Annotated in this window: 13 protein-coding genes; 5 read left to right on the top strand and 8 right to left on the bottom strand. The window is 37.0% G+C overall.

All coding sequences use genetic code 11. The features are described from left to right. Positions 1 to 75: 75 nt before the first annotated feature. Positions 76 to 1,530 (bottom strand): pyridoxal phosphate-dependent decarboxylase family protein, encoded by a 1,455-nt coding sequence (locus ACXAGJ_RS01315; RefSeq protein ID WP_474836421.1) that lies wholly within the window; start codon positions 1,528 to 1,530, stop codon positions 76 to 78. 105 nt (positions 1,531 to 1,635) lie between these two features. Here ACXAGJ_RS01315 and ACXAGJ_RS01310 point away from each other — a divergent pair, with 105 nt between their 5' ends. After that, positions 1,636 to 2,517 (top strand): LysR family transcriptional regulator, encoded by an 882-nt coding sequence (locus ACXAGJ_RS01310; RefSeq protein ID WP_474836419.1) that lies wholly within the window; start codon positions 1,636 to 1,638, stop codon positions 2,515 to 2,517. Between the two features lie 7 nt (positions 2,518 to 2,524). Here ACXAGJ_RS01310 and ACXAGJ_RS01305 read toward each other — a convergent pair whose 3' ends face one another. From ACXAGJ_RS01305 to gndA, 4 genes are all read right to left on the bottom strand, one after another. Then, positions 2,525 to 3,850 (bottom strand): cation:dicarboxylate symporter family transporter, encoded by a 1,326-nt coding sequence (locus ACXAGJ_RS01305; RefSeq protein ID WP_473286798.1) that lies wholly within the window; start codon positions 3,848 to 3,850, stop codon positions 2,525 to 2,527. Positions 3,851 to 3,950: 100 nt separating this feature from the next. Continuing rightward, a complete protein-coding gene (gene aroC, locus ACXAGJ_RS01300) occupies positions 3,951 to 5,015 on the bottom strand; it encodes a chorismate synthase (RefSeq protein WP_474836417.1) in 1,065 nt (354 codons plus the stop codon). Between the two features lie 181 nt (positions 5,016 to 5,196). Then, a complete protein-coding gene (locus ACXAGJ_RS01295) occupies positions 5,197 to 6,540 on the bottom strand; it encodes a GntP family permease (protein ID WP_474836415.1) in 1,344 nt (447 codons plus the stop codon). A gap of 3 nt (positions 6,541 to 6,543) precedes the next feature. Next, positions 6,544 to 8,454 carry an NADP-dependent phosphogluconate dehydrogenase gene (gene gndA, locus ACXAGJ_RS01290; RefSeq protein WP_474836413.1) on the bottom strand — a complete coding sequence of 637 codons (1,911 nt, stop codon included), beginning with the start codon at positions 8,452 to 8,454 and terminating at the stop codon, positions 6,544 to 6,546. 249 nt (positions 8,455 to 8,703) lie between these two features. Here gndA and ACXAGJ_RS01285 point away from each other — a divergent pair, with 249 nt between their 5' ends. Further along, positions 8,704 to 9,555: a UDP-2,3-diacylglucosamine diphosphatase gene (locus ACXAGJ_RS01285; protein ID WP_474836411.1), complete on the top strand. Its 852-nt coding sequence runs from the start codon at positions 8,704 to 8,706 to the stop codon at positions 9,553 to 9,555. 50 nt (positions 9,556 to 9,605) lie between these two features. After that, on the top strand, positions 9,606 to 10,904 hold the full coding sequence (locus ACXAGJ_RS01280; RefSeq protein ID WP_474836409.1) for an esterase-like activity of phytase family protein: 1,299 nt from the start codon (positions 9,606 to 9,608) through the stop codon (positions 10,902 to 10,904). Here the strand turns inward: ACXAGJ_RS01280 and ACXAGJ_RS01275 are convergent. Both ACXAGJ_RS01275 and ACXAGJ_RS01270 read right to left on the bottom strand, forming a co-directional pair. Next, a complete protein-coding gene (locus ACXAGJ_RS01275) occupies positions 10,894 to 13,821 on the bottom strand; it encodes an FAD-binding and (Fe-S)-binding domain-containing protein (protein ID WP_474836407.1) in 2,928 nt (975 codons plus the stop codon). The two genes, ACXAGJ_RS01280 and ACXAGJ_RS01275, sit on opposite strands and share 11 nt — an antisense overlap. Beyond that, positions 13,811 to 14,296 carry an Lrp/AsnC family transcriptional regulator gene (locus ACXAGJ_RS01270; RefSeq protein WP_474836405.1) on the bottom strand — a complete coding sequence of 162 codons (486 nt, stop codon included), beginning with the start codon at positions 14,294 to 14,296 and terminating at the stop codon, positions 13,811 to 13,813. Before ACXAGJ_RS01270 ends, ACXAGJ_RS01275 begins: the two co-directional genes overlap by 11 nt. 159 nt (positions 14,297 to 14,455) lie before the next feature. Between ACXAGJ_RS01270 and ACXAGJ_RS01265 the strand changes: the two genes are divergently transcribed. Then, positions 14,456 to 15,268 (top strand): 2-oxoadipate dioxygenase/decarboxylase family protein, encoded by an 813-nt coding sequence (locus ACXAGJ_RS01265; RefSeq protein WP_474836403.1) that lies wholly within the window; start codon positions 14,456 to 14,458, stop codon positions 15,266 to 15,268. A 78-nt stretch (positions 15,269 to 15,346) separates the two neighbouring features. Continuing rightward, complete coding sequence (locus ACXAGJ_RS01260) at positions 15,347 to 15,835, top strand: hypothetical protein (protein WP_073313330.1); 489 nt, start codon at positions 15,347 to 15,349, stop codon at positions 15,833 to 15,835. Between the two features lie 34 nt (positions 15,836 to 15,869). Here ACXAGJ_RS01260 and bshA read toward each other — a convergent pair whose 3' ends face one another. Beyond that, a complete protein-coding gene (bshA, locus tag ACXAGJ_RS01255; protein WP_474836400.1) occupies positions 15,870 to 16,997 on the bottom strand; it encodes an N-acetyl-alpha-D-glucosaminyl L-malate synthase BshA in 1,128 nt (375 codons plus the stop codon). Positions 16,998 to 17,052 lie beyond the last annotated feature (55 nt).

Raw genomic sequence — 17,052 nt, 5'->3', positions numbered from 1 at the left:
AGTTTTGGTTAATCCTTTCTATATAACTGAAGATGAAGACCTTTTAGTGTTCGTTGCGTGATAAAATGTTAAAAATTAGAATGAATTAGATACTTTTTCTTTTACAAGCGTGGTTCCGAGATGATGTACCTCTTCTATCAATGCTATTAAATCATCCTTGGTTGTTAAAGGATTCATCATCGTTGTACGCAGGTATTTTTCTCCATTTATGGTAGTCTGTACTACATAAAATTTACCCGATTGAATAAGAGCCTGTCGTATGTTATTATTCAATGTATTTAAATCAATATCAACCTGTCCCGGAACATATCTGAAATTCACAATATTTGCTTGTGGATGATGAGCAAGTTCAAAACTTTCTTGTTTATCTATCATTTCAGAAAATGTCTCTGCCAGATCATACAAGGTATTTACATTTTGAGTAAAAGCTTCTTCTCCGTATGCTTTCAAAATCGCATAAACTTTTATAGACATCATCAATTTGGTGCACTCAAAAGTTCGCTTCCCAGAATTATACCATTCTTGAGAATGCTGAGAATCCCATAAATATTGTGCTTTTTGTTCAAAGGTGCGATACGAGTCTCTTGAATTTTTAAATACTAGAGCAGTATTTAATGCAGGGGTCATCAACATCTTATGGAAATCCAGAACTACAGAATCTGCTTTTGCAATTCCTCTTACCAAATGCTTATATTTTTCTGAAAAAATAACTCCGGCACCATGGGCTCCATCTACATGAAACCACAGGTTATGTGTATTCGCAAAATCTCCTAAAAAATCCAGATCATCATAAGATCCCGTTGCTGTAGAACATGCGCAACCGATAATAGCAATAACATGCAATCCTTTTAATTGGGCATCTTCCAAACAACCAGCCATCTTTGAAGTATCGATACTATAATCACTGTTTACCGGAACCTTTACAATACCTTCTTCTCCTAACCCTAAAATCCTTGCTGCTCGATCTATACAGTAATGGGCTTCTTCTGAAACCAGTATTGCTAACTTTTCCTGATGTCCTTTTTCCCATACCGAAGAAGGTGCTTTTGCTTTTCTAGCTGCTAATAAAGCAGTAAGATTAGCCAAACTTCCTCCCGAAGTAAGCAATCCTGAGGCATTTTGATCGTATCCTATTCGCTGAGCTACCAAATCGGTTACAATTCGTTCTATAGCATTAGCCGCCATTCCCATCTCGTAAACCCCTGTTCCATTGCTCATCACATCAGATATTAATCCCGACAAACTCGAAATAAATGCAGGTACTGCCACCTGATGCCCAATATATCTTGGGTGATGCACATTGATCGATTGGGACAAAATGTTCCTAAACATATCCATAACCCCAGTATCCGAAGAGAAATCTTTTTTCCAATAATCTAGAACCACTTCTGGATCTTTATACGGTAGTACCGGGTGTTCTCTGTCACTTTGTACTTTTTCCAAATGATCTGCAAGCAAATCAATAAGCTCATGCCCTATTGTTCTAAAAACTGATGGGTCATACACATTCTCCAAAACATTTTTTTTCATAGCAAAAATCTTTCCCATTAGACATCTATTCGTTTTCAAAATTAATCATCATTATTTATAATAAAAAATACTTAATTTTGATAGAATAATAACAAAAATGCATTAATGAATATTCAGACTTTGCGAAACATTATCGTGTTGGCAGAAAAATTAAACTTTACCCGAGCTGCAGAAGAGCTCAATATTGTTCAACCTGCCCTAAGCAGACAGATCAAGCAGTTAGAAGATGAAGTTGGTGCTATATTATTTAAAAGAGATAAACGTAACGTAGCGCTTACTCCGGCAGGAGAATACTTTGTAAAAGAATCGAAAAAGCTCATTGCCAATGCAGATAGGATGACTAAACAGGCTGCATACATTCATCATGGAGATGTGGGAGAGATTAGAATTGGTTTTACACACTCTATTATGCAAACCATATTACCTAACATATTGAAAACCATGAATACTCAAATCCCTGGAATCAAAACCGTACTCCGAGAAATGAATAACCGGGATCAGTACTTAGCATTACAACAAAATGAATTGGATATAGGATTTGCCACCAATCCCTTGATCCCCTTTAATCTAACCAGTAAAGTATTACACATTGATAATTTTGCCGTGCTCTTGCCAGAAGATCATCCTGTAACGATATCCAACTATACTAATTTCTCTGTGTTCTCTACTGATCAGTTTATTTTCCCATCAGTTGCAGATGGACCCAACTATGTACATATTCTAGAATCTATATGTATTGATGCAGGCTTCAATCCTAAGGTAGTTCATGAAACAGATTCTGCTAGTTCCAGTTTTAGATTAGTTGAAGCTGGGTTAGGAATATCCTTAGAGCCTATATCTTCATTACATGACCACAATTTCCCAATAAAAAGTATTGAATTGGATAACATTGTGCAAAAAGCCAAATTGACTATGATATGGAATCCTGAAAGAGAATCAGAATATCCTACCTTATTTGAACTTTTAAAAAATTGGTCTGTGGAGTAAAGTCTCTTTATTCTCCAGGATAATTATCATCCCAATCTTTAACATGCGGATCTCCTAGTTTACCAACCGACTTAGCTACAATCATAGATACAGTAGCATCTCCAGTTACATTAATGGTGGTACGAAGCATATCTAACGGTCGATCTACCGCAAAGATTAATGCTAATCCAATCGGTAATTTATCTGAAGGAAATCCAATAGCCTCCAAAACAATCACCAACATCACCATACCTGCACCAGGTACTGCAGCTGATCCTATAGAAGCTAGTAAAGCAGTAAGTACAATAGTAATTTGATTACTGAATGTTAACCCTTCTGGCCACAACACCTGCATAATAAAAACAGAAGCTACAGCTTGATATAAACTAGTACCATCCATATTAATAGTTGCTCCTACTGGCAATACAAAACTGGAAACTTCCTTATCCACTCCGATATGTTCTTCTACCCGCTCCATAGTAACAGGAAGCGTAGCAGCACTAGAACTGGTAGAGAACGCTAGTAATTGTGCTGGACTTATTTGTTTTAAAAACCAAAAAGGAGATTTTTTGGTAATAACAGCTACCAAAATACAGTAAAAAATAATCATTAAGGATAATCCAAATAATACTACTCCTGCATACTTCAATAACGCTAATAAGATATCAGGATCATCAGAGGTAACTACCACATTGGCTAACAAAGCAAACACTGCGTATGGTGCTGTAAGCATGATCAAGTCGACCATTTTTAGCACAACTTCATTCAAACTATCAAAAAACTTCTTCAGTGGCTCAGATTCTGACGGTTTAACCAACAACATACTTATTCCTAAGAAAATAGCGAAAAATATCACCTGAAGCATTAACTTGTTATTACTCATCGCAGCCACCGCATTTTGTGGTACCATATCCACTATAAATTGCAACGGACCACTTTCCTTCTGTCTACCAGCTTCCGCAATACGCTCAGAAATCTTTGAATTTCCTGCATACTCATTGGTTAGCTTTTCGATAGTAGCTTCAGTAATTCCATCACCAGGTTTTGCCACATTTACGATCAACAGTCCGATCGTAATCGCTACCACAGTTGTTAGAATATAAATCACGATGGTTCTTCCACCTATCGCCTTGAATTTTGAAATATCTTTCAGATCAGAAATCCCTTTGATTAATGATGCTAAAATTAAAGGCACTGCAATCAACTTTAGAAGGTTCACAAAGATAGTTCCTAGAGGAGCTATCCAATCTCCTGTAAATCCTTTACCCCAAGAAACAGTTGTCATTATAAATCCGAATACTATCCCTAATAGCATTCCAATCATAATTTTCCAGTGCAGTGCTAGCTTTTTCATAAAAGTCATTTGTATAAAGTGGGTCGAATATATGAATTAAATACAAAAAAACGGTAACCCTATTGAGATTACCGTAATTAATAATACTGTTATTTTGTATTTACTTTTTTATTGTGCGATTCATTAACCAATAATCTACCAATACCAAAGCGGCCATAGCTTCTACAATGGGCACTGCTCTAGGCACTACACAAGGGTCATGCCTTCCTTTTCCTTGCATGGTCACTGTATTTCCATCTTTATCAATAGTTTCCTGATCTTGCATAATGGTAGCTACAGGTTTAAATGCCACATTGAAATAGATATCCATTCCATTAGAAATCCCTCCTTGAATACCACCAGAGAGGTTAGTTTTTGTACTACCATCTGTATTAAACAAATCATTATGCTCACTTCCTTTTAAGGCAGCTCCATCAAATCCACTACCATACTCAAAACCTTTTACTGCATTGATCGAAAGCATAGCTTTACCCAATTCTGCATGTAACTTATCAAAAACAGGTTCTCCTAATCCAACAGGTACTCCGGAGATCGCACAACTTACGATCCCACCAACCGTATCTCCTTCTTTTCGTATCTGCTTGATGTATTGTTCCATCTCACTAGCCATTTCTGGATCGGGACAGCGAACAATATTATTTTCTGTTTGTGATAAATCTAATTCAGTATGACTTTTTTGCAATTTTAAAGTCCCTACACCACTTACATATGCATTAATAGATACATCCGATAAGATTTGCTTTGCAATAGCTCCAGCTACTACTCTGCTAGCGGTCTCTCTTGCCGAAGACCTTCCTCCTCCTCTATAATCACGAATCCCGTATTTTTGGTCATAGGTATAATCTGCATGCGAAGGACGATAAGAATCTTTGATATGGGAGTAATCTTTCGACTTTTGATTTGCATTTTTAATCACGAAGCCGATAGGTGTTCCGGTAGTAACCCCTTCAAAAATCCCAGAGTAGAACTCCACTGTATCCGGTTCTTTCCGCTGTGTTACGATTGCAGATTGTCCTGGTCTTCTTCTATCTAATTCCTGCTGAATTGCTTCTAAATCCAATGTAACACCTGATGGACAACCATCAATAATACCTCCAATTGCAACCCCATGAGATTCACCGAAAGTGGTGAGCTTAAAAAGGTTTCCAAATGTATTTCCTGCCATGCATTTCTTATTTTCAACAAATGTAATTGTTAATCTCTAAAAACCCGCTAGTAATATGACAGAAAAAATGGGTAATGTCTATTCTAAATTAAATCAATTTCAATTTAGCTTTATTTTTTTTGAAAATCTGACATTAGACAAGTCTCAAAAGGGATTAGTATGCGGATACCTACACTAGTTTTTAGAACAAATACCAACAAATCATAGCTGTAAACAGCCCTGTTAAAGCGATCAGAGTGGTCATTACCGTCCAGGAACGAAAGGTTTGCTTTTCAGTGAGTCCCAAATATTGCCCTACCAACCAAAACCCACTGTCATTAACATGAGATAAAATTGTAGACCCAGAAGCTACTGCAATTACTGTAAGTGCAATCTGAGCCGGACTGAAATCACCCGAAGCAATTACAGGAGACATAATTCCTGCACTGGCAATCATGGCCGTGGTTGCTGATCCTTGTAATACTCTGATTAATGAAGCAATGATAAAAGCAAATAACAAGGGATGTATTGCAGCATCTTGCAATGTAGACGCCAATAATTCTCCCACCTCGGTATCCACCAGGATTTGTTTGAATGCTCCTCCTGCCCCGGTTAATAGTATAATCGCTCCAGCAGGTTTAAAAGATTCCATAGAAAGTTTTAAGAGCGCATCTTTACCAACACCTCTCCGAACTCCCAATACATACCATGCAAATAGGTTAGCTATTAGTAAGGCCGAAAAAGGATGCCCTAACAAAGACACGATATAAAGTACTTGTTTGGGTAAAGACTCATGATCAAACCAATCCCCCAACAACAAAGTTTTTATCACTATCAAAAGAATAGGTAGTACAATAATACCAATAATAGTAAAAGGATTGGGAGATGTCACCTCTTCATCAGCTACCAAACTCATCTCTGGAGGTACTACTTGTATTCGTTTCGAAATATAACTTGCAAAGAGAGGACCTCCTATTATCGCCGCTGGAATACCTACGATAAAACCAAATACAATTACCCATCCCAAATTTGCCCCTAATATATCTGCTACCGCTATAGGACCTGGTGTTGGAGGTATAAAACTATGGGTAATCGCTAATCCTGCTAACAAAGGGATCGCATATAACAATAACGATTTCCCGGTCTTTTTTGCTATAGCGTATACCAGAGGGATCAAAATAATGAATGCAACATCAAAAAAAACAGGAATAGCCACAATAAAACCCGTAACCATCAAAGCCCAGGAAGCATTTTTATCTCCAAACAATTTCAGGATATAGGTAGCCAATCCTCGAGCACCTCCTGAGTTTTCTAGCAATCCTCCAAAGAGTGCTCCTAAACCCACTACTGTGGCTACAAACCCTAGCGTATTTCCCATTCCGTTTTTGATACTCTCAAAAATTACGTCTGGGGATAATCCTGCACCAATTCCTACTATTATGCATACAATCAACAATGCAATAAAGGCCTGCATTCTTAATTTCAATATCATAAAAAGTAATGCAAAAACGCCTATACCTACTGCAATCAATAAATTGTAATCCATGTGTTATATATTTTTCCAATCTGTATGAAAATATGCTCCAGCTCCTTTATCCACCCGCTGATACGTATGAGCTCCAAAATAATCTCTCTGTGCTTGCAACATATTGGCAGACATGGTTTCCGATGTATAATTCAACAAATAATTAGCAGCAGCCGATAATACAGGCAAAGGGCATTTCATACCTATCCCTTTTGATACCACTGTTGTCAATGCATCTATACTTTGATCCAGAGTTTCTACAACTTCCTGTAGCATCAATAGTGGGGTGTCGTTATTATCTTTAAAAAATACTGTAAGGTTCTCCATCAGATCGCTTCTTATAATACATCCTCTGGTCCAAATTCTGGCAATTTCTGAGAAGTTTAGCTCCCACTTATTTTCTTTAGCGGCTTGTTTCATCAAGTCAAATCCAATAGCATGGTTAACCAGACTGGTCGCATAATATGCTTGCTCCAACATCTCCACAATTGCAGTATCAGCCTCTACTGTACTTGCAGTTCTGGAATATGCTTTTGATGCTTCAATACGTTCTTCTTTTTTTGCGGACAAACACCTAGTCATTACCGCTTCAGAAATCGTAGACACTGGAATACCATAGGTTAACGCTGCCTGTGTGGACCATCCTCCTGTACCCTTTTGCCCTGCCTTGTCCAAAATCTTATCAATTAAGCAATCTTCTCCTTCCTTTTTCTGAAGGATGTCTGCTGTAATTTCCAAAAGATAGCTGTCTTTATTATTGGATCTCCAGGACGTAAAAATTTCATGGATAGCATCAGGTGAATTCCCTAAATGAAATCGAAGAAAATGATAAATTTCGGCCAACAATTGCATCTCTGCATATTCGATCCCATTGTGCACCATCTTTACAAAATGGCCGGCTCCATCAGGACTGATATAAGAACAACACGGATTTCCTTTTTCATCTTTGGCGGCAATGACTTCCAGAAATTGACCACAATTCTCATATCCTTTTTTAGAACCGCCAGGCATAATCGAAGGACCATAAAGCGCTCCCTCTTCTCCTCCAGATATTCCTGCCCCAACGTATAAAATTCCTTTTTTTCTGAGTTTTGCTTCTCTAGTCAAGGTGGCTTTGTAATGTGAGTTTCCCCCATCAATTACACAATCATTTTCGTCTAACAGAGGTAATAACTGTTCTATCACCACATCAACCGCTGGTCCTGCATTGACCATCATTAAAATCGTTCTGGGTTGAGCTAATGATGCCACAAACAATGACAAATCATCAAACCCTTGTGGAATGTTGGAATGCTCACTTACAAAGTTCTTGGCAATATCTTCTTCTTTTCCTGCCAGATGACGATTAAAAACTGACAAACGAAATCCTTTGGATAATATATTTGTTGCCAAACTCCTACCCATCACTCCCAAACCGATTACTCCTATTTCTGATTTTTGCATCTTAAGTTTTGATTCAATTTCCTTTACAATTCTTTGTATTTCCTGATCAATATCTACTGAAATTCCATCTTTCCAAACTTCTAAAGTATCAAACTGAGATTGAAGCATTTCTGAAGTAAAAAAATGATCTTTCCTGGATTTCATCCGTTCAAAGATCAACTCATAGCTCCCCTCCAAAAAAATCCATTTTACGGCTTCTGGAACAACAGAAGCTAATATATTACGATAACTCACCTTGAGAGCAGAGCAAGCCAAAACCGCACCTTGATTACTACTCCATTTTGAAATGTTATTTGCCAAATCCTGTAACCACGGAGCTCTATCATCATCATTAAGGGGAAAACCTTTGGCCATTTTTTGAATATTCTTCTCAGGATGAAAATCATCAGCATCATAAAATGGAACCTCCATTTTTTTGGCCAATGCTGAGCCGATTGTTGTCTTTCCGCTTCCGGAAACTCCATAAACAATAAACACCGGTTTTGTAATCATATCTCTATTTCGCCTTGTCTAAAAGCTGAGTTACTTTTTAGACAAGAGTTCATTATTTGAGTTATATAGACGAATTATCTAAAATTAAATAGTATCCATGTAATGTTAAGAACTTTTTGATAATAATTTTTACATAATGTTTACGTAATACGAGGTTTAAATCTTTAATTACTGGTAACAATCTCCTTATAATTAGTTAATTATACTTTAACTCAAGAATGTTTTATTTGCAGGAATAAGTCCTGTTTTATGAAAAAACGTGCTGTTGATCTTGTTGTTATTTCCGATGTTCACTTGGGCACCTACGGTTGTCACGCCAAAGAACTTCTTCATTATTTGAACAGTATCAAACCCAAAATATTGATTCTGAATGGGGATATCATCGATATCTGGCAATTTAGGAAACGTTATTTTCCAAAACCTCACCTCAAGGTGATTAAGAAGATCATATCGTTTGCATCAAAAGGAACTGAGGTGATCTACATTACAGGAAACCATGATGAAATGCTACGTAAATTTAGTGATACAGAGATGGGAAGCTTTAAACTAGTAGACAAATTGGTTTTAGAGCTTGATGGAAAACAAGCCTGGTTTTTTCATGGTGATATTTTTGATGCGTCTATCCAAAATGCAAAATGGTTAGCAAAATTAGGAGGATGGGGATATGATATGTTGATTCTCTTAAATCAATTGATCAACTGGTTTTTGGTAAAATTCGGAAAGGAGAAATTCTCATTATCAAAGAAAATCAAAAACAGCGTAAAAAAAGCTGTAAAATACATTAGTGATTTTGAAGATGTTGCTGCAGAATTGGCCGTGAAAAACGACTACGAATTTGTGGTTTGTGGACACATTCATCAACCTCAAATGAGGACATATACAGATAAAAACGGATCGTGTATGTATTTGAATTCTGGAGATTGGATAGAGAATCTAACCTCTTTAGAATATCATGATCAGGAGTGGAAATTAGTTCATTACCATCAAGAATTAATGGAATCTTATGAAGAGCCTCAAGAAGAGGTTGAAAATATCGGATTGGATTTGGAAGAATTACAGCCTTCCTTCTTGATAAACTCAATTTTGAACAAAAAGATATAAGCTTTACAGGTTTCTAATCACACAACGTCTTATTAATACATCTAAATCTTATGAAAACTCTAAAAACCTTGCTACCTGTTGTGGTGGCACTACTCTTGTATTCTTGTGACTACCTCGATGACTATACCGGAGGTCCAATATCTGTTCCACCACAATTAGTATTAGAAGAAAATACGCAATACGAATTACCTTTTGAGGTGCTAACCACAACTACCGAAGGTGTAGAGATCAGAAATGGAGGATATGGATCAGGTGCTACCGCCCACCCAACAAAGAAGGGAGAATTTTACGCCATTACCGATCGTGGTCCCAATACAGATTTTCTGGATGGTAAAAAATTCCCTGTTGCCAGTTACACTCCAAGAATTGGGTTATTTGCTGTTACTGCTGAAGGGAATATTATTCTCAAAAAAGAAATCTTATTAAAAGATCCTCATGGAAACCCAATTTCAGGAATCCCTAATCCAGAAGGGAAAGGTGCTACCGGAGAAATTCCTTATGATATTGATGGAAATCAATTACCTTTTGATGATTTTGGGTTGGATGCCGAGGGTATCGTAGCGCTACACGACGGTACGTTTTGGATCTCTGATGAATACGGGCCGCATATTGTGCACTATTCTCAGGATGGTGTTGAACTGGAACGTATTTCCCCTATCGGTATTAATGAAGGGAATGGAGGACGAAAAATACCAGCGGTATTTGGTAAACGAAGACCAAATCGAGGAATGGAAGGTTTAGGAATTACTCCAGATGAATCTACATTGGTGGGTATCATGCAATCTACTATGTACAATCCTGTACGAATCAGAACTGACCTTACTCGTATTTTGTTTTTTGACTTACAAACAGGTACAACCAAACAGTTTCTATACAGACAAGAAGATGCTAATTTGTCCAATTCTGAGATCGTAGGCCTATCCAATACCGAATTCTTGGTCATAGAAAGAGATGGGAAATTCTCTGGAAGCGGACCAGTACAAAAGCATATCTATAAAATTGATGTTTCTAATGCCACCGATGTTAGCGCCGCAAATGACAATGATGAGTTTGGGCTCTTGATTAATGAGAAAACCCTGGAAGAGTCAAGCTGGGAAGAACTGGAAGCTGCAGGAATCCAACCAGTTTCCAAAGTTCTGGTTGCTGATTTGGTCAACAAAACTGGATATCCTCACGATAAACTTGAGGGTATTTGGCTTATCGATAATCATACATTAGGGTGCATTAATGATGATGATTTTGCCGTTACCGATGAGGACGACAACGGCATTATTGAACAAAAAATACTTCCAGGAACTGCACCTACAATAGACGCTAGTTCGCTATATATGATTAAAGCTAATTTTTAATCAGAGCATCATACAATATAGAGACGGGATGCAGTGCTTCGCGCTGTGTTCCGTCTTTTATTTGATGTCTACAACTTGTTCCGACAGCAGCAATAAGCGTATCTTTTGGAGCCTTTCTTACTGCCGGGAGTAAGGTTTGCTCCCCAACTTTCATACTGATTTCATAGTGCTCCTTTTCATAACCAAATGATCCTGCCATACCACAACATCCCGAAGGGATAATAGTTACTTTAAAGTTTTTGGGTAAATTCAAAGCAGTGAACGTATGCTGCACTCCAGACAAGGCTTTTTGATGGCAATGCCCATGTAACTTAATTATTTTATTTTCAGTTGAAAATTGACTTTGATTGATGTTTCCAAATTCAATTTCTGAAGCTAAAAATTCGTCAATTAAATAAGAATTCGCGGCTAGCTGTTTTGCCTTGTTCTTATCCTCAGCCAATCGTGGATATTCATCTCTGAACGTAAGAATAGCAGAAGGCTCAATTCCAATCAATGGGGTTTTTTGGGATACAAGAGGAGTAAAAACTTCTATATTTTGATTGGCAAACTTCTTGGCATGCTGTAATAACCCTTTTGAAATATATGATCGACCGCTCTCCTTATGATCTGCAATTTTAACCTCATAATTCAACTTCGTCAGTAATTTTATTGCATCAATTCCTATTTCCGTATCTAAATGATTCGTAAACTCATCTACAAAGAGGTATACAGATTTGATGGGACTTTCAGGTTGTAAACTTTTAAGGTTTTGATCACACCATTTCCGTAAAGACAACTTGCTCAGTACTGGCAATTCCCGTTCTTTAGCAATTCCTAATGCATATTTCAGAACTCCTGAGGTAAAACTATTTGTAAAAAAGAAATTAGTAATACCAGTGCTTATTCGTCCTAATTCATTCAAACGATTATTGTGTGCGAATAGCTTTGTTCTTAGCGATGTACCGTTTTCTTTTTGGTATTGATATTCGAACTCTGTCTTTAGCGCAGCTACATCTACATTAGAAGGACATTCACTTGCACATCCTTTACAGCTCAAACACAGATCAAATACTTCTTTTAATTCCTTGTGATCAAAATTGTTTTCTTTCCCACCAGTAGTAAGAAACTCTCTCAATGCGTTGGCTCTTCCTCTAGTTGTATCTTTTTCATTTTTTGTAGCACGATAACTTGGGCACATCGTCCCCCCAGCTTCGACAGATTTCCTGCAATCACCACTCCCATTACATTTTTCTGCGGCCCTTAAAATTCCTAGCGAATCCGAAAAGTCAAGTAATGTATCTATATCTGGTTCCTTTCGATCCACTTCGTATCGCAACTTTTCATCCATTGCATATGCTTCAACAATCTTTCCTGGATTAAAAATAGCGTTAGGATCAAATAGTTTTTTGATTCGCCTTACGATTTCAAAATTATCATCACCAATCATATAAGAAATATAACTGGCTCTTACGATACCATCCCCATGTTCTCCGCTCATCGATCCCTGGTATTTTTTCACCAAAGTAGCGACATCATCTGTAATTTTCTTGAAAAGGGTTACATCTTCGCTTTTCTTCAAATCCAATATGGGGCGTAAATGCAATTCTCCTGCCCCAGCATGGGCATAATAAACCGCCTGCTGATCATAAGATTTCATCACTTCGGTAAACTCCGAAATATATGAAGCCAAATCAGGGATAGCCACTGCAGTATCTTCTATACAGGCAACGGCTTTTTTATCACCAACAATATTACCCAACAACCCCAAGCCTGCTTTTCGAAGTTCTAAGGCCTGATCAATTTCTTTACCTCTTAATATAGGATTTGCATAGCTAAGTCCGGAATCCTGAATTTCTGCAAGCAGTTGTTTTTCCTGGATTTCCAGATCATCTTTGCTATTGCTTCTCAACTCTAACATCAATATGGCTTGCGGATCCCCGTCAATAAAAAATCGGTTTTTTAATTGCTCGATGTTATTCAGTGTACAATCAAGGATCGTTTTATCCATCATCTCACAAGTGAATAACTTATGTTGCATAACAGGGCTAACCGCATTCATACAATCCTCTATGCTATTAAAGTGTGCAGCAATCATAGAGGATTCTTCTGGCGGGAGTTCATCCAACTGTAATGTAATTTCTGTAGTAAAAGCCAGCGTTCCCTCACTACCCGATAACAGTTTGCACATGTTAAAAGGTTGGCTATTATCTGAGAAAACTTCAGATTCAATCAATTCATCGATCGCATATCCTGTATTGCGACGGTGAATCTCGGCTTTGGGAAAATTGGCTTTGATTTGTGCCTGTACCTCCTTTGAAGAAAGTTCATCATAAATAGTTTGATAAATAGAACCTTCTAATGAAGACAATTGCCGTTTTGCATGAAACTCTTCTGGAGATACATTAGAGAAAGAAGCTTCGCTACCATCAGATAAAATTGTTTGCATGCTCAGCACTTTATCACGAGTAACACCATATTGTATGGAGGTGGTACCACTACTGTTGTTACCTACCATTCCTCCAATCATACATCTATTAGAGGTTGATGTATTGGGACCAAAGAAAAGTCCGTACGGTTTTAGATATCTATTTAAATCATCTCGAACTACACCTGGCTGAACGGTAACTGTTTCATTGGCTTCATCTACAGCAACAATTTTGGTAAAATGCTTAGATACATCCACCACTATTCCTTCTCCAACACATTGACCAGCAAGAGAAGTTCCTGCTGTTCTGGGAATAATGCCAATTCTGTTTTCTTCAGCAAAAGCTATTATTTTTTTTAAGTCTGATGTCGTCTTTGGAAATGCCACGGCTATGGGTATTCTTCGATACACAGAGGCGTCTGTAGCATATAACCGCTTGGAGAGTGAATCAAATCTAAACTCTCCCTCTAGCGTATTCTGAAATTGGTGAAGTAATGCGTTATTGATCATAAACATCTTTCTTCGTTAAAGCTTCTAACGATACGGGTCTTTTGAAATTGGTATCAAAACAAATAAAACTATCAGTTCCCGCCACCCCATCAATGTGGTGGACTTGTTCATATAGAATTTTTCTTAGGTGGTGGTTATCATATGCAAAAATAAGAATGAAAATAGCATAATTACCGGATACAAAATTACATTCTAAAATTTCTGGTATTTTTTTTAATCCAGCAACTACCTGCTCGGCATATCGGGCCTCTCTAAGACGTATACCTACATATGATTTTGTTCTGAAACCAATCTTTTTCTCATCCACAACAAATTCTGCCTTGGCAATAACTCTTTGTTCTTTTAGCTTTCGTATACGTTGATGTACCAGTGAATTAGAAATCTTCAAGTCTTCTGCTATCTGAGAGAAAGGTTTTCTTGCATCCTCCCTAATCTGTAACAAAATTTGCTGATCGATATAATCAAAATGATGCATGACAGTATTATTTTTTAAATGAAATTATTCAAAACAGAGTTATTTTCAAACACTTTACTGTTATTTTAACACAAAAACAAACTTAACAAGATTAAATAGACTGCATATAACCCCTATTAAAGTCAAAACTAATAATTTTACATCAAAAAACAAGACGTTATGAATACTACTGATTTTTTTAATGAATTATGGAAACAATATACAACCAAGACTCCCTCTGCACAAAAGGTAAAATCTCTATTTGAGGAGGAAGGAAATACTGTTTTCAATGATCATATTGCAATACGAACATTCAATGATCCACGAGTAAACATCGATGTACTTTCCCGTGTTTTTATAAAAATGGGATATGTCCCAAAAGGAGAATATCGTTTTGAAGCTAAAAAACTATATGCAAAACATTTTGAACATCAAAATGATCCTAACGCACCAAAAATTTTTATCAGTCAATTGTTGTTGGAAGAATGCTCTACTCAATTGCAAAACACCGTTAAGGAACTACTAGATGAAGTAGATCAAGAAGTATTCTTGCAGGATGATCTGATACTGAAAGGTAGAGTTTGGAAAACTCCTTCGCATGCTACCTATACTACATTACTTGAAGAATCTGAATACGCCGCATGGATGTACGTTAATGGTTTTTGCTCAAATCACTTCACCGTAGATGTAAACAAATTGAATTCTTTTGATACGCTGGAACAGGTAAATTATTTCTTGAAAGACAATGGTTTCCAGATGAATACCTCGGGTGGAGAAATCAAGGGTTCTACAGATCAACTTTTGGAACAATCCAGCATACTAGCAGATAAAATTGAATTCGAGTTTGAAGAAGGAAAGCAAAACATCACTTCTTGTTACTATGAATTTGCGTATCGCTACCCAAAACAAGACGGAACGCTATTTACCGGATTTATAGCAAACTCCGCTGACAAAATTTTTGAAAGCACTGACATGCTGCTACAAAAATCGTAATAAATGTCGACTAAATACATTAAAAGTAGATATGGAACGTTATATTTGATATCATAAATCTAAAAAACCTATTTAACTATGACAAAACGTATTTTATTTATTGTAGCTTTTATTGTAGCGTCGATAAGTACAGTTCAATCACAAGAAATTTCTAAACATGCATTAGGTTTGAGGTTGGGAGACGATGATGGTTTTGGTGCAGAAATATCTTATCAATTAGGCTTAAGTGGAAACAATCGACTAGAGTTTGATTTGGGATGGAGAGATTTTGATTTTGGAGATGCTATCAAATTTACAGGGCTATACCAATGGGTATTTAATCTGGACAAAGGATTTAATTGGTATGTAGGTCCTGGTGGAGGATTTGTATATGTAGATCTGGATGATAATTTTCCTGGAGGAGATGATAGTGATACCTATCTATTTATCGCCGGTGACATCGGTATAGAATACAACTTCAATATCCCTATACTCATATCTCTTGATTTTAGACCGGAAATAGGTTTTGGAGACAATGATGATGATTTGGATTTTGACCTAGGATTAGGAATCCGTTATCAGTTCTAATATAGAGAATATAACAAAACAACATAAGTCGTTCCTAAGTCATTGCTAATGCACCTTCGTATAAAGCAATGTATTTAGGAACGATTTCGTTTACATCAAATGTTTTTGCTTCCTTGTATGCATTCTCCTTAAACTGTTCTAGCACATCGTCATCTTTAAGAATTTTAATCGCGTTTACTGACATTTCTTCAACATCACCAACATTACTTAGGTACCCTGATACCCCATGACGATTTACTTCCGGAATTCCTCCAGCATTACTTGATATAACAGGCACTTTATTCACCATAGCTTCTAAGGCTGCTAGTCCAAAGCTCTCTCGTTCTGAAGGTAGTAAGAATAGATCTGAAAAGCACAAAATTTTATCAATCTCATTGCTATTACCCAGAAAGATCACCTTATCCTTAATCCCCAGCTCTTTACACTTCTGTTCTGCCGGTTTGCGCTCTGGTCCTTCTCCAACCATCAACAATTTGGCTGGCATTTCTTTTTGAATATTATTAAAGATATCAATGATATCTGTAATTCTTTTTACTGGTCTAAAGTTACTGATATGAGTAACAATGCGTTCTTCTGGTGCCGCCATAACCTCTCTTTGGCAATCGGTAAAGCTTGTTTTCTGTTGACTTACATCAATAAAGTTTGGTACTACCTTAATATCCTGTTTGATATTGAACAAACGTAAAGTATCATCTTTTAAACTTTGCGAAACCGAAGTAACAATATCGCTATTGTTAATACTGAAAGTAACCGCCGGTTTATAATTTGGATGATTACCTACTAATGTTATATCGGTACCATGAAGCGTGGTGAGCATTGGGATGTAAATCCCCTCTTCTTCTAGCATCTTTTTGGCCATGTATCCTGCATACGCATGTGGTATTGCATAATGCACATGCAAAACATCTATATTATGTTTCTTAATGATACCAACAAGCTTACTCGATAAAGCCAACTCATAGGGTTGATACAAAAAAAGCGGATAGGTTGGAACATGAACCTCATGAAAATGAATGTTAGGATTTAACAAATCCAAGCGTACAGGCTGTTTATAGGTAATAAAATGAACTTCATGGTTCAATTTTGCCAAGGCAATACCTAATTCGGTAGCCACTACTCCACTACCTCCAAAAGTAGGGTAACAAACAATCGCAATTTTCATAGGGTTAATTTCTTTGCCGCACAAGGTACAAGAAATTTAGTATAGCCTATTGTTA

This window comes from Aquimarina sp. AWH4_224 (genome assembly GCF_056160245.1).
The sequence above is the reverse complement of the archived record's forward strand: the minus strand, read 5'-3'. Positions and strand labels throughout refer to the sequence as shown.

What these genes read in the sequence shown, in the direction of transcription:
- ACXAGJ_RS01260 (WP_073313330.1), top strand. Translation starts at nt 15,347, where the DNA reads ATGACAAAACGTATTTTATTTATTGTAGCTTTTATTGTAGCGTCGATA.
- ACXAGJ_RS01275 (WP_474836407.1), bottom strand. Translation starts at nt 13,821, where the DNA reads ATGATCAATAACGCATTACTTCACCAATTTCAGAATACGCTAGAGGGA.
- ACXAGJ_RS01265 (WP_474836403.1), top strand. Translation starts at nt 14,456, where the DNA reads ATGAATACTACTGATTTTTTTAATGAATTATGGAAACAATATACAACC.
- ACXAGJ_RS01295 (WP_474836415.1), bottom strand. Translation starts at nt 6,540, where the DNA reads ATGGATTACAATTTATTGATTGCAGTAGGTATAGGCGTTTTTGCATTA.
- gndA (WP_474836413.1), bottom strand. Translation starts at nt 8,454, where the DNA reads ATGATTACAAAACCGGTGTTTATTGTTTATGGAGTTTCCGGAAGCGGA.
- ACXAGJ_RS01305 (WP_473286798.1), bottom strand. Translation starts at nt 3,850, where the DNA reads ATGAAAAAGCTAGCACTGCACTGGAAAATTATGATTGGAATGCTATTA.
- aroC (WP_474836417.1), bottom strand. Translation starts at nt 5,015, where the DNA reads ATGGCAGGAAATACATTTGGAAACCTTTTTAAGCTCACCACTTTCGGT.
- bshA (WP_474836400.1), bottom strand. Translation starts at nt 16,997, where the DNA reads ATGAAAATTGCGATTGTTTGTTACCCTACTTTTGGAGGTAGTGGAGTA.
- ACXAGJ_RS01280 (WP_474836409.1), top strand. Translation starts at nt 9,606, where the DNA reads ATGAAAACTCTAAAAACCTTGCTACCTGTTGTGGTGGCACTACTCTTG.
- ACXAGJ_RS01270 (WP_474836405.1), bottom strand. Translation starts at nt 14,296, where the DNA reads ATGCATCATTTTGATTATATCGATCAGCAAATTTTGTTACAGATTAGG.
- ACXAGJ_RS01310 (WP_474836419.1), top strand. Translation starts at nt 1,636, where the DNA reads ATGAATATTCAGACTTTGCGAAACATTATCGTGTTGGCAGAAAAATTA.
- ACXAGJ_RS01285 (WP_474836411.1), top strand. Translation starts at nt 8,704, where the DNA reads ATGAAAAAACGTGCTGTTGATCTTGTTGTTATTTCCGATGTTCACTTG.
- ACXAGJ_RS01315 (WP_474836421.1), bottom strand. Translation starts at nt 1,530, where the DNA reads ATGAAAAAAAATGTTTTGGAGAATGTGTATGACCCATCAGTTTTTAGA.